Genomic DNA, 13,342 nt, shown 5'->3' with positions numbered 1-13,342 from the left:
CGCGCCATAGCGAGATGGTTCGCTGACAAGCTGGCGCGGTATACGACCGGCGTCGTGTAGAGCGTCAGCGCCTGGCTGACGATCAACCCGCCGTTCGTAAGCGGCGAGAACAGTTCGACTACTGAGCAAACTGCGTCGGCAGATTGAAGTAGCCCCCCGACAGCAGCACGGCGAGAGCGACAGGCAGAAGGAAGACTCCTGACAGGCGGGGGATATCGTAGTTCAGCCGTTCCGATTTCGCTGGCCATTTCCGGGTGAAGGCGTCACGCCATTTGCCGTTCCGGGGCCACCAAAGCACGACGTCCGTCGCTAGAACCTTTGAGGGCGCTGATCGGCTGGGCCGAGGCGCATCATCGAGCGATTGTCGGGGCCCGTGAGAAATTTGGCTCCGCGCATAAGGCCGGAGCTATTCGCACTCGCGCGTGAGAGGGGCTGCTCGGACACGCGTCCTTGGAGGTTCCTTCTCACGAAAGCATGAGCGAGCGCGTGACGCCGGGGTTCCGATCGTGGCGACAGCGACCGCGCCAATCGGTCGAGCCGAGCCATCATGAACACGTCGTCGCATCGCACCCGCGACAGCGCCTTGGCCGGCTCCGGCTGTCACGTTGACCTTACCTCCGCGGTTCTCATGTTTCTCGAGCGACACGCATTTCAATATCCCATGCCTTTTCCGAGTGGTTCGAATTCGAAGCGGCAATCCGCAGCACGGAAAATGAGGATGAGCCAATTTTAGTCATCGCCGAGCAGCGAAGAGCCTCTAATCGGCGATAGTAGCTCATTGATTGCAACTATAGATATACTATGGCACATCGTTGTGGAGAGGGAGTTGTTGTTTTCATGAAAGATAAGTAGCGTGCGCTCGACGAGCGTCTTTCGATTCCTCGACGAGGATTCGCCTGACAAATGACGATTTTGGAAGGGGGCGGTCGAATTGGCGGAGGATGGATGACGTACGAAGAGCAAGCGCAGATCGCCGATCCCAGAGCGCTCGATCCGGCGGTGCTGAGCGAACAGGTTCGCGTCCTTTATGGAAACACGGCGGTATTGCCCGTCAATCTACTCAACGCCGTCCTCACCGCCTGGGTAGCGCAGGGTTTGTACCCGAGATGGGTATTGCTTCTATGGGTGGGTTCGCTGACCGTCGTCATCTCCTTGCGGCTCTACAATTCGTGGCTCTACAAGAGCGAGCCGCAGCCGAACGACGCCGCGCGCCGCTGGGCGCTGCGCTTCGCCGCCGGGGCTACGGCGACGGGTTGCCTATGGGGGCTGTCTGCGTCGATCCTCCTGCTCACCGACGATCCATCTTTTCACGTTTTCATCGCCTTCGTGCTGGGCGGCATGATCGCGGGTTCCGTGACGATCGACGCGGCGTTTCTGCCGGCTATGCTCGGCTTCGGGACGCCGACGGCCATGCCGGCCATTTTGGCTTTTTTCGCCCGGCCGGAGCCGACGTCCAGCACTATGGGCCTCATGTCCGCGGCTTTTGTCCTAGCGCTTCTGCTACTGGGCGTGCGCGCCAATCGTTGGATCGTATCGTTGGCCCGACGCGAGCTGGCGCAGGCCGCGCTCGCCGCCGATCTCGAAAAGCAGATCGAGGTTCGTGAAAAGGCCGAGCAGGAAATGGCGCGTGCGATGCGCACCGATCTCCTGACGGGCCTGCCCAATCGCGAGACCTTCAAGGAATGGGTGACCGAAGCGTTTCACGGCGGCGAAAAAGACGGCGCGTCATTCGCTGTTCTGTATCTCGATCTGGATCGCTTCAAGGAAGTGAACGAGACGCTCGGTCATTCGTTCGGAGACGAGTTGCTACGGGCCGCCGCAGAGCGCATCGGCCAGGCTATAGGCGATACGGCCTCGATCGCGCGCATCGGCGGCGACGAATTCGGGATTTTCATCAAGGACGCCGCACGCCGAGAGGCGGTCGAGGAGGTCGCGGAAAAAATAATCCATTCTGTGGCGGCGCCGTTCACGATAATGGGAAAGCAAGTCCCTGTCTCCGTGAGCATCGGCGTTTCGGTATTCGGAGCGGCTATCGTTGGGCCGGAAGAATTGTTGAGGCGCGCCGATCTCGCCCTCTATGAAGCAAAGTCCGCGGGATATAATCAGCGCCGCTTCTATTCGGAGGCGCACGACCGCGCTGTGCGTGAGCGCGTGACCCTGTTCGAGGAGCTCAACTCGGCGCTCGAAAGGGAGGAGTTCGAGCTCCATTATCAGCCGGAGATCGAATGGCCGTCTGGACGGATCATCGGCGTCGAGGCGCTGCTCAGATGGAATCATCCCAGTCGCGGGCTGCTGGGACCGGGCGGTTTCATACCGCTCGCCGAACGGACGGGCCTCATCACGCCGATCGGCGCATGGGCGCTCGCGAATGTTTGTCGCCAGGCCCGACTCTGGCGCGATCTCGGAATCTGTCCGCCGATCGTCGGCGTCAATGTCTCGGCCGCCCAGCTCTTCACTGCGTCGCGATTCGAGTCCGATCTCGCGCGTGAGCTCGACATGCGTGATCTCGATCCGGGAACGATCGAGATCGAGCTGACAGAATCGGTTCTCATGCAATCCTCCCGCGGTGAGACGACGGCAATCGATCGAATTCGAGCCTTGGGCGTTCGCATCGCGATCGATGATTTCGGCACCGGGTATTCTTCGCTCGAATATTTGCTCACCTATCGCGTGAACCGAATCAAGATCGCACAGCAATTCGTGCGCGGACTGCCGCACGATCCGGTGAGCGGAACCATCGTTCGCGCCACGATCGGCCTCGTGCGAGAGTTCGGATGTGAAATGCTCGCCGAGGGCGTCGAAACCGTCGGGCAACTCGATTTCCTGGTTCAGGCGGGATGTCAGAGCGTTCAAGGTTTCTACTTCAGTCGTCCTGTGCCTGCCGAGGAGGTTACGCAACTGTTACGACGAGGCGTCATCGCTCCAGAAGATCGAGCGTCGAACACGCCGAGATGACGAGTTCGCGAGGTGGTTCCGTCGCAAGTTTGGCTGCAACGCGCCCAAAGAGCGCTGGCTGGCATAATCAATTCAGGCTGACGGACGCGCGGCTTTCGAAGATTGCGCCTCACCTCTCGATCGATACGAGAGGCAAGGCGCGTGGTGACGAAAGCCGGGTGATCGGCGGCGTCGTCCATGCGCTCAACTCCGACGGCCGCTGGCTCGACACGCCGCTAAAATACCGGCCGAAAAAGACTCTCGACAACGGTCATGTCCGCTGGGCGGCGAAGCATGTCCGGGTCGATCTGGTCTTCGCGCTCGCACAGGCTGGCGGGCTGCCTGGAGCAAGCTCCCCGTCCAGCAATGTTGTCGACCGCAGGCGCCATCCTCCCTGAGCGCGCCCTCGACGAAAAGGAATGTCGTTCGCACTACGCGGAGATGCGGCGCAGGGCCAAATCCAGGGTGAGAACAAGCGCCCGACGGGAGCTTGATCGCTCTGGGGGCCGGAACTTTGATTGTCGGCCTGGAGCCCGTCGCCGATCAACAGCTACGCCGCGACTTGGGTTGATTTTCACGGCGTCGGTAGAGCGGATCACGCATTTTTTCCTCGGACCGCACGGGCATCGACTCGAAACGAAAAAGTGGTCGTATTTTCGCAACGCATTTTTCGCTTTCTCCAATTAACTAAAGCTTCACCGAAAGCGGCCAGGCAGAGCATATAGATGAAAAGCAGAGCCATATATTATTTTGATCCTCAGGATTATGTGGCCTGTAAAGAGCTACGACAGGCTTATTTGAGCGAGGTCGACGGCGATTCTCATCGTGCAATACTTGCTATATGTATAGATATGGTGGCTCTCGACGCCTATCTCACGGATCTGGAGCAATGGGTCGCCAGCCAAGGAATGGATATTGCCATGGTGTCGGCGATGCGACCTTGCTCGCCGCGATCCCCTTGTCTCCGTCTCCTGTCCGAATCAGAACTCAGAAGCGGATCGTCTAAGTGCCTCCCAGAACCCGAGTGGGTCGACGAATTGCGACGTCGTCTGCAGGCCTGGACCGGCCGCTGGCCCTCGTCAGTCAGATAGCTTTTTGAGGATCGCGTCCCGGAACCTGGTGTAGCTCAGCTCGGTCCCGTTCGACGGACTCCGGCGGCAGCCGGTTTGATCAGGCGGCCACGGCGGGCCGCTTGACGATCGGATCATCGCTCAAAGCGATGATCGATTCCAGGGTCATGTAGCGGTCGCGCTGGACGGCCCATTCGTCATTTTGTTCCAACAGGAACGCGCGGAGGAGGCGCTTGATCGCCTTCACGTTCGGAAAGATGCCGATAACCTCGGAGCTATGGACGAAAGTGGGCGATGACGGCGTGAGGAAGGCGGTGTAACGGGGGCGGCGACCAAACCTCCCGGAGGAGCGTTACGCCATGACCCGTGCATATCTGGGCCGACGGCGTCTATTTGCAAGCGCGGATGGAGCCGCAGACCTAATGCATGCTGGTGATCATTGGCGCAACGGCAGTCAGCCGGCGACGCGAGCCGGAGCGGTGGGGGGATAGTGTAGCGCCGATTTCAATTCGTCGGGAGGCTCGGGGAGGTGAGCGAATACTCGCCATACCAGATCCGAGCCTGGGAAAAGCACAGTCCAAATCGTCACAGAGATAATAGCGAAGTAGGTGTCGAGCGTTGCGTGCTCGACGTACCAGGCTTCGATTTGTCCCTTGTACGGTGCGATGACCTGATCGTAAATGCAGAGCTTCTCGGGTTCGCCCGGAAGGATGTCTTCCTCTCCTCTAAACACGACCGAGCCGAGCCCAGAGAGGCCAGGTCTCACCTTCACGATGATGGTCTGTAGAGCGAGAGGAAAGGCGTCGAAGCATCGCTCGGTCTGCGGACGAGGACCTATCAAGCTCATATCTCCGAGCAGAATGTTCAAGAGCTGCGGCAGCTCATTGATTTTTGTTCTGCGTAGCATAGCTCCCATTGGCAAAATGCGCGGATCGTCCTTTATCGTGACGGTTCCTGTGCCGATGTTCGGACTATTCTCGAGCATGGTCGCGAATTTGTAGAGGTTGAAGGGCGCGCCATCTTTGCCGATCCGCTTTTGTCGAAAGAAGACCTTTCCCTCGCCGGTGAACCTCAATAAAAGCACGAGCAGAATCAAAAAGGGTGAAAGTAGCGCCAGCGCCGAAGCAGACAGCAGAATGTCGAAAATCCGCTGCATTCGTTCGAACTCCTCGTCGAAATCGGTCTGAAGGGCTTGTCGACCTTGCAACAGAATAGACGCGACCTTATTGCCCCTCGATATCGAATTTGTAGCGAGTCTTTGGTACAATGTCCGATCATTGGGAACAAGTGAGTGGAGTCCCTATCATCAGTCAGGCAGTTTGCGAGCTTGATCCTGTTCAATGAGATTGTGCAGGTATTTCGCAGATCGAATTCGCGTCCGTGCGCGGCCTCGATGCTGTGCGAAAAGTTCGCGCGCCGCGCGATGTGACGCCCGATATCCGTCGAGCGTGCTTCTGACGAAGCCGGCCATGTATTCCGATTTGATGTCGGCCACCGGCGTCGAGCGTCGCGTGGAGGCGGTCAAGCTTGTACGAGCTTTGCGGGCGCCGAGCGGCGCTTGCGGAGGCTGTCGCCAGCGAGCTCGAGCCAATAGGCCTTATGGATGACGCGGTTGAGGAGGGCCCCGGCGATTGTTGGTATGCCGATCATCTCGTGCCAATGATCCAGGGAGTGTCAGGAATTTCGTGTGTGGGCGGGCGGGTTGAACATCGTCAGACCATCGCTCTTGTGAAGCGCTCGCCGAAGAGGATGGCGAATTGCGCCTTGGTCAGGCTCCACTCACGTGCCGGCATCGTCCACTCATTCTCGGTCCGGTTCAAGACCAGGAACAGCAGCTTCAGCGCGGCCTCGTCGGTGGGGAAGTGTCCCCGGGCGCGGACGGCGCGCCGCAGCTTCGAATTCAGCGCCTCGATGGCATTCGTGGTGTAGATGAGCCGGCGAACCTCCTTCGGGAAGGCGAAGAACGGGACGACCTCGCCCCAGGCGCGGCGCCCAACTCTGGGCGATCGCCGGATATTTCCGTCCCCATTCGCTCGCTTCGAAGGCGCCGAGGGCCGCAGCGCCGGCCTCGTCGTCGAGCGCCTGGTAGATCGGCTTCAACTCGGCGACCACGGCCTTGCGATCCTTCCAGGATACGAAATCGAGGCTGAGCCGCAACAGGTGGACAATACAGGTCTGGACCATCGTCTCGGGAAAGACCGCCTGGATCGCATCGGGAAAGCCCTTCAAACCGTCGACGACGGCGATCAGAATGTCCTCGACGCCGCGATTGCGCAGTTCGTTCATGACCCGCAGCCAGAATTTGGGCCCCTCGTTCTGCTCCAGCCACAGCCCGAGGATCTCCTTGACGCCGTCGGCCCGCACGCCGAGGGCGACGTGGACCGCCTTGTTGCGGACCAGGCCCTCGTCGCGGATCTTCACCCGGATCGCGTCGAAGAAGACCAGCGGATAGGTCGTCTCCAGCGGTCGCGCCTGCCAGGCGGCGACCTCGTCGAGAACGGCGTCGGTCACAGCGCTGATCAGATCGGGCGAGACGTCGACGCCGTAGAGTTCGCGCAAATGGCCGACGATCTCCCGCGTGCTCATGCCGCGCGCATACATCGAGATGATCTTGTCGTCGAAGCCGGGGAACCGCCTCTGGTATTTGGCGATCAACTGCGGATCGAAGGTCGCCTGCCGATCCCGAGGTATATCCAGATCGATCTTGCCGGTGTCGGTCACAACCGACTTCCGACCGTAGCCGTTCCGGCTGTTCGCCGCCTCGCCGGTCGCAAGGTGGTGATCCATCTCGGCGTTGAGGACGCGCTCGGCCAACGCCTTCTTCAGATCGTCGAGCAGGCCGTTCGGGTCGAAGGCCGTCTTGGGATCGGCGCCGGCCAGCAACTGGTCCAGAAGCGCGTCAGGGATGCGGGGCTCTTTGCGTCGGGCCATGGGAGATCTCCTTCTTCTCCATCATGCCCGCCCACACACGAAATTCCTGACACTCCCATGATCCACCGGAACCTGGCTGGCGATGACGAGGGAGCCGACGTCGTAGCGGTCCTCGACGATCAACAGCAGATCGCGCGCCTGGTCGCCGACGAGCGCCTCCGGTCCTCATGTCGTCGGTCGATCTCCTCGTCGAGCCAGCCCTGTCAGCGCTTCACACCTTGCTCCTTTCAAAAGCGAACGGATCACGCCATCCGATAATTCTTTTCGCGCGTCATCATGGCCCATGGATGATACGAGCCATCTTGTTCGCCAATGCGACGGCCGCGACCATGCGCGGCTTGCGCCCGAGAATTATGTCTCGCTCGCGCCCGTTCGCACCAGTGCCGTCTGATCGACCGTTCACGCCAAATTTATGCTGTCACTGCCGTCGCCACGCCGGGGATTCTCCAAATCGTTCCATTGCTCGTGACAAGAGAGCCAGTGCCCGCTCCTGTAGTTTCGCCGACGTTGCAAGCGTCGGTCGCATATGCGCACGCGCCAGCGCCAACTGCTACGGCGGAGGGGAGTGTTGCGACCGTATAGGATGAAACTTTTATTGGACCCCCGGCAAACGTATGTACGTTGGTGGTTGTCCCGTTGAAATCGTATTTGATCGCCCCGTCGCCGCTCGCGAGAATGATAGCGCCAGTGAGCCCAGCGGGAAGACCGGTAACTCCAGCGCCTACGATCGTATTGTTTGCGCCGTAGCTTATACCCCGACCGGTGTTACACCCGATTGCGGTGTTGCCCGATGGAGTGCTCGATACTGCGCTTCCTGTTCCCGTTCCTGGTCCGGATGCTCCGGCGCCCGTGCATATAAAAACGGTTCCAGGATTCGAGTCTGCCGCTCCAATTAATGTGAAATCTGTAGTTCCCGCAGTGACGATGACATATCGCACGCCGTTCGTGAAGCCCAATATGCCGCCGCTGTTGGCATACTCCGGCGGACTCGTGCTGGTGACAGCGGCGCCAGTTCCTGCCGCGGGGCCTGTCGCGATGAAAAGAGTTCCGGCGGCGTTGCTGCTAGCTCCGATCAGTGTGAAGTCAGTCGTCCCTACAGAAATGATTACGTAACTCAGGCCGGCGACAAGACTTCCCGCCGTTTGTGGCGCGCCGACGACTACCGTTGCTGTGCCCGTGCCCGTGCCGGGGCCGGTGGCCTGGAAGACGGTTCCTACCGCATTATTCGACGCTCCAATCAACGTGAAGTCCGTGGTCCCCGTCGTAACAATCTGGTAGGTTAGCCCTGTGACAAAGTCACCGGCCATCGACGGCAAGCCGAGATCGAGCGCTGCTTGATAGCCGGCAGCGACGAGCCCTTGTCCTGTGTTATTTCGTCCGGCGTATTGACCAATAACAGAAACTTGGTTGCCCGTATTATACTCAGCAGATTGCGTCCCCATTGCAGTGAGGCTATGGCCTTTGTTCGTATATGCGCTGTAATTTCCAACTGCAGCTACATCATTGCCGTCATTGGAATATCCAGAATAAGCCCCAACAACGGTAGCGCCCCAGCTTGCGGCAGTTACACTATTTCCGGCGCTAAACCCAACTGCGGTAAGAGACCCGGTGTTGTTGCTATAGCCGGCATATGCGCCAATACAGGTAGAAGTAGCGCCTGTGTTGTTGAAGCCTGCATAATTGCCGACTGCGGTTACGCTGTCTCCTATGTTGTTGAAGCCAGTATAATTTCCACAACCTACAAAATCAATGCCGGTATTATTGTAGCCGGCAGAGGTGCCGACGCCAACAAATCCATCGCCTGTATTGCTGAATCCGACGCCGTAGCCCATTCCTGTGAAGCTGGTTTTAGTATTGTTTTTCCCAGCATTAGCGCCGAAGGCGCTGCAATAGGAGGCCGTGGTGGCAGAGTAGAGCGCCTGCATGCCAAACACGCTGTTTCCGCTGCCTGTTATATTGGCGTAGAGCGCTCTCCAGCCATTTGCGGTGTTGTTCTGTCCGGTCGTGTTAGAGGAGAGCGCCGAAACGCCGATCGCCGTATTATAATCACCCGTCGTGTTGGCCAAAAGAGAATCGTTCCCGTAAGCGCAATTGGATATAATGCCGCCGGAGCCATAGGCGTAAAACCTGTTGGCGCTGACATTCGTTCCGTCGAAATTAGTCCCTGCCGCTCCGTCGAGCACCCCTCCATTGTTATATTGAAGCTGGCCGGAAGTCCCGCCGGGAGTGAGAGCATTCGCTGCTGAGCCGCGCGCAACTGGGTCGGTAATCAATTCGGCCCCCTTATCAAATGATGTAAGCGATCGCCAGCGTGACAGCTGCGCAATTCGAATATTGCCCATCCCAGTTTATTCTTCGTCAACAGGCTCTGATGGGCACGGAGAACCGGCCTCGAGACGGTGATGTCGAGTTACGTCGGCGTAGCCAATTCCGGGCGATATGGAGCAGGCGACCGAGCCGTCGACCAGCTATTGCAACGACGCCGACATAGGATTCACAAAAGCATTTCGGTGTGCGAGTCTGGGCTTCTGGCCCGAGCGCGCCGTTGATCGTCATCGGCGCGTCGATGCGATCGACGCGCCGCGCCATGTTCGTCGAGAGGTTCGTCTCATCGATAAAGACGAGCTTTTCCGAGTTGAGATCGAGTTCGCTCGCGAACCATTCCTCTCGCGCCGCGGCGACATCGTCTCGCTCCTGCTCGGCAGCGTGGCCCGTCTTCCAGGGCAACGCCTTGAACATTCTCGTCTCGCGCCTTCGCCGTCGGCTGTCCGATCATTGCGCCGGAGTCGAGAGTCATTCAGCGCGCGGGATCGGCTATCTTTTGAAGAAATCGACGTGAAAAGTTCGCTCTCGCTTCGGCTCGTCGTCGTTCTGCTGAGCGCGCAGGTGATCGCGTTCGGCGCCATCCCGCTTTTCACCTTTCTGATTTCCCTCTCCGGCGTCTTCTGGCGCAAGGACGAACAGTCCCGAGGAACCGGGCTGGGACTCTCGATCGTGCGAGAACTCGTCGACTTACATGCGGGAACGATTTTGGTGACGTCGACGCCCGGCGGCGGAGCGACCTTCGAAGTCGCGTTCGCAAGCGTTTCGAACGCGAAACTGTCGTAATGACCTCCTTCGTCGCGGCTTCCTTCCGGGCGCTCTCCGACATCATCCGACGCCGGCCGAAGGGGGCGTCCACACCATCAGTTCAGTTGCGTTATTTGTAAAAGAGCAATCGAGCCTGCAACTTCCGCCGATTCGGCCGAGCATTCTGCCGTTGAGCGTCGATGCCTGGGGATAATTAAGTAATTTTAACTCGACCGTTTCTGTAGACCTGTCTAGCTTCCGCCAGTGTGTTCAAGGGGCGAAGGGCGGTCGTCGGTGAACGGGTCGAAGATGGAATGCGGGCAATCGAGGCGATGGATCGAGCGCGACGTCGGTTCGTCGGCGCCGCCGAGGCGCCGAATGGCGCAGCGCCTATGGCGCCGGCTCGCGGGCGCGGGCTCGGCCGGAGCGCTGATCGCCTCGCTCGCGGGATGCATGGCGGGCCCGGATTATGCGCGACCGACGGACGCCGTTCCCGCCAAATTCAAAGAAAGCGATCATAAGAGCGCGGCCCCTGGCGCGCGTGAGCGTTGGAAGCCGATCTCGCCGCTCGACGTCGCCGATCGCGGCGAATGGTGGCGCGTCTTCGCGGACGGGGAGCTCGGCAAGATTCTCGCGCAGGTCGAAATCTCCAATCAGACGGTGGCGGCGGCCGCCGCCGCTTACGATCAGTCGCGTCAGCTCGTGCGAGAAGGCCAGGCGGGCCTGTTTCCGACAGTTACGACCAGCTACGCGCCATCGAGAAATCGATCCGTGTCGAGCGGCTCGGCGGCCTATGCGAGCAATGTGTCGGTGGCGACCAATCTCGATTGGGAGATCGACGTCTGGGGCCGCATACGCCGCACAGTGGAGGCCGACGCCGCCGCGGCGCAGGTCAGCGCCGCGGATCTCGCCAATGCCAAGCTCTCCGCGCAAATTCAGCTCGCCATCGCCTATTTCAACCTTCGGACTTCGGATGAGCTGCTGGCCTCGATCGAAAGCACGCTCGTTCAGTTTCGGCGAACGCGCGATATTTTGAAGAACCAATATACGATCGGCACCACCTCGCGCGCGGATTTCGTCACCGCCGACAATCAGGTGCTGTCGACCGAGGCGACCGCGCTCAATGTGGGATTGCAGCGCGCGCAATATGAGCATGCGATCGCGGTTCTGATCGGGCGCAGCCCGTCGGAGCTCTCGATTCGCAAGCGCCGCTGGGCGAGCCGGACGCCGCCCGCCGTTCCGGCGGGCCTGCCTTCGGAACTGCTGGAGCGCCGGCCCGACATCGCCGCGGCCGAGCGGCAGTTGCAGCAGCAGAATGCGTTGATCGGCGTCGCGATCGCCAATTTCTATCCGCGCGTCAGCCTGTCTCCGGCGCTGAGTTTCGCCGCCGCCAAGCCCTGGCCGGTGACGGCGGCGCATGAGGCCTGGTCGCTGGCCGGAAGCGCGACGCAGATTCTGTTCGACGGCGGCCTGCTCGATGCGCAGCACAAGGCGGCCGAGGCGTCCTACCGGCAAGCGGTCGCGACCTACCGACAGACCGTGCTCACGGCCTTTCAGCAGGTCGAGGACGATGTCGCGGCGATCCGCGCGCTCTCTGCGCAGGTCAAGCGCCTCGATCGGGCGGTCGTCGAGGCGCGGGAAGCGGTGGACGTCTATTTCAATCAATATCGGGTCGGCACGGTCGCCTTCACATCGGTCGTCACCGCGCAGGCGACTTTGCTCTCCAGCATCGAGTCGGCGTTGACGGCGCGACAGAATCTATTCGTCGCGACCGTCAATCTGATCGGGGCGCTCGGCGGCGGATGGGACGCCTCGCGCCTGCCCGCCATCGACGCGCTCTCCGCTATCGAGCCGCCGCTTCCGGTTCCCGCGAGCGCGCTTCCGGCCGCATTGGAGGCCGCGCAATGAACGAGTTGAAAATGCACGAGAACGCCTCTCCCCTCGAGCCCGACGCGGCGTCGCCCGGTAGACGCAAGACTGCGATTCTCGCTGGCCTCGCCGCCTTGTGTCGCTCGCGGATCTTCTATGGCGCTGCGGCCTTGCTCGTCGTCGCGGCTTGCTACGCGACCTATCGCGTGATCGGGACGAAGGAGCCGGCGTCGCCACGGGCCGCGCGGCGCGCTCTCGCCGGACCGCAGCCGGTCGCAGTGGCGGATGTGGCGCGGCTCGATGTGAAGATCGTTCGCCACGGCCTTCTCGGAACCGTCACGCCGATCGCCAATGTCTCCGTCAAGACGCAGCTCAGCGGCTATCTCCTCGACATAGGCTTCAAGGAAGGCCAGCTCGTTGAAAAAGGCGATTTTCTCGCGCAGATCGATCCACGGCCCTATGAGGCGTCCAAGGCGCAATATGAGGGGCAGCTGCTCCGCGACCAGGGCCTTCTCGATCAGGCGCGCGACGATTTGCGCCGCTATCAATCGCTGAAGAAGCTCGATTCGATCGCGCGCCAGCAGGCGGACAACCAGAACTGGGTCGTCAAGCAATATGAAGGCGCCGTCAAGGCGGATCAGGCGCTGGTCGATAATCAGAGCCTGAATTTGACCTATGCGCACATCGTCTCGCCGATTCGCGGACGCGTCGGACTGAGGAAGATCGACGCGGGCAGCTATGTGTCGACGGGCGACGCCATCGCCCTCGTCGCGCAGATCGATCCGATCTCTGTGATCTTCGGCGTTCCCGAAGATTATATTCCCGAGATCGCGAGCGCGCAGAAGAAGCGCGGCGCGCTCGAGGTGACCGTCTTCGACCGCTCCGACACCAGGCAGATCGCTGTGGGGCGGCTGCAGACTCTGGACAACTCCATCGATCCGACGACCGGCATGGTCAGCGGCCGCGCCGAATTCGTCAACGCCGACGACAAGCTCTATCCCAATCAATTCGTCAATGTTCACTTGCTGGTCGATATTCACGAGAAGGCGCTGGTCGTTCCCAAGACGGCGATCCGATCGGGCGCCTCCGGCCTCTTCGTTTACAAGGTGACGGATCAAAATCGCGTCGTCATGCAGCAGATAACGCCGTCCGCCGGCGAGCATTACGACGACTTCGCCGGATACAACAGCGGAATGGTCGAGATCGCGCGCGGGCTGACCGAGGGCGAGCGCGTTGTCACTGACGGAGCGGATCGTCTGCGTGACGGCGCGGATGTCAGGATCGTCGCCGGCGGCGATGGCGCGGGCGCGCCGGATGCGACGCGGCGCCCGCGGCCCGAGCCGACCGAAGCGGGCGCGCCATCCCAAGAGAAGCGCCGTGACGGCTCTGAACGCGCGCGCGAACGCCGTCAGCAGCGGCCGCCTTCGGAAACGCAGTGAGCGCGCGTCGACGCGCATCCATTCGGCGGA

Annotated in this window: 9 protein-coding genes and 4 pseudogenes; 5 read left to right on the top strand and 8 right to left on the bottom strand. The window is 60.7% G+C overall.

The genetic code is table 11. From position 1 onward, the window contains the following. Positions 1–118: 118 nt before the first annotated feature. On the bottom strand, positions 119–298 hold the full coding sequence (locus METLW4_RS28945) for a PepSY domain-containing protein (protein ID WP_157235582.1): 180 nt from the start codon (positions 296–298) through the stop codon (positions 119–121). Positions 299–945: 647 nt separating this feature from the next. Between METLW4_RS28945 and METLW4_RS0121945 the strand changes: the two genes are divergently transcribed. Both METLW4_RS0121945 and METLW4_RS28065 read left to right on the top strand, forming a co-directional pair. Continuing rightward, the gene (locus METLW4_RS0121945) at positions 946–2,955 is read left to right on the top strand and encodes a putative bifunctional diguanylate cyclase/phosphodiesterase (protein ID WP_018268389.1); all 2,010 of its coding nucleotides are present in this window, start codon (positions 946–948) and stop codon (positions 2,953–2,955) included. Continuing rightward, a complete protein-coding gene (locus tag METLW4_RS28065; RefSeq protein WP_157235580.1) occupies positions 2,952–3,332 on the top strand; it encodes a transposase in 381 nt (126 codons plus the stop codon). The genes METLW4_RS0121945 and METLW4_RS28065 overlap by 4 nt, the downstream gene beginning before the upstream one ends. Before the next feature lie 772 nt (positions 3,333–4,104). Here the strand turns inward: METLW4_RS28065 and METLW4_RS28060 are convergent. The 7 genes and pseudogenes from METLW4_RS28060 to METLW4_RS28420 all read right to left on the bottom strand — a co-directional run. Next, positions 4,105–4,278, bottom strand: a pseudogene (locus tag METLW4_RS28060) (IS256 family transposase); the annotation flags it as partial. Positions 4,279–4,458: 180 nt separating this feature from the next. Continuing rightward, positions 4,459–5,160: a sugar transferase gene (locus METLW4_RS0121930; protein ID WP_043333556.1), complete on the bottom strand. Its 702-nt coding sequence runs from the start codon at positions 5,158–5,160 to the stop codon at positions 4,459–4,461. A gap of 365 nt (positions 5,161–5,525) precedes the next feature. Next, a complete protein-coding gene (locus METLW4_RS28940; RefSeq protein ID WP_371212339.1) occupies positions 5,526–5,672 on the bottom strand; it encodes an ATP-binding protein in 147 nt (48 codons plus the stop codon). Between the two features lie 44 nt (positions 5,673–5,716). Beyond that, positions 5,717–6,935 (bottom strand): annotated as a pseudogene (locus METLW4_RS25780) (IS256 family transposase). Between the two features lie 60 nt (positions 6,936–6,995). After that, positions 6,996–7,100 (bottom strand): annotated as a pseudogene (locus tag METLW4_RS29015) (AAA family ATPase); the annotation flags it as partial. A gap of 245 nt (positions 7,101–7,345) precedes the next feature. Beyond that, entirely contained in the window at positions 7,346–9,277 is a 1,932-nt protein-coding gene (locus tag METLW4_RS28050; protein ID WP_157235579.1) for a beta strand repeat-containing protein, read from the bottom strand. Between the two features lie 238 nt (positions 9,278–9,515). After that, positions 9,516–9,650, bottom strand: a pseudogene (locus tag METLW4_RS28420) (IS630 family transposase); the annotation flags it as partial. Between METLW4_RS28420 and METLW4_RS28045 the strand changes: the two are divergent. The 3 genes from METLW4_RS28045 (at position 9,642) to METLW4_RS0121885 (ending at position 13,312) form a co-directional block, all read left to right on the top strand. After that, the gene (locus METLW4_RS28045; protein WP_444849023.1) at positions 9,642–10,043 is read left to right on the top strand and encodes an ATP-binding protein; all 402 of its coding nucleotides are present in this window, start codon (positions 9,642–9,644) and stop codon (positions 10,041–10,043) included. The pseudogene METLW4_RS28420 and the gene METLW4_RS28045 overlap by 9 nt on opposite strands. Before the next feature lie 339 nt (positions 10,044–10,382). Next, a complete protein-coding gene (locus METLW4_RS0121890) occupies positions 10,383–11,912 on the top strand; it encodes an efflux transporter outer membrane subunit (RefSeq protein ID WP_157235578.1) in 1,530 nt (509 codons plus the stop codon). Continuing rightward, positions 11,909–13,312 carry an efflux RND transporter periplasmic adaptor subunit gene (locus tag METLW4_RS0121885; protein ID WP_018268378.1) on the top strand — a complete coding sequence of 468 codons (1,404 nt, stop codon included), beginning with the start codon at positions 11,909–11,911 and terminating at the stop codon, positions 13,310–13,312. Before METLW4_RS0121890 ends, METLW4_RS0121885 begins: the two co-directional genes overlap by 4 nt. The last annotated feature ends 30 nt before the right edge of the window (positions 13,313–13,342 follow it).

It is taken from the genome of Methylosinus sp. LW4, from assembly GCF_000379125.1.
Taxonomy (GTDB): Bacteria; Pseudomonadota; Alphaproteobacteria; order Rhizobiales; family Beijerinckiaceae; genus Methylosinus.
The sequence above is the reverse complement of the archived record's forward strand: the minus strand, read 5'-3'. Positions and strand labels throughout refer to the sequence as shown.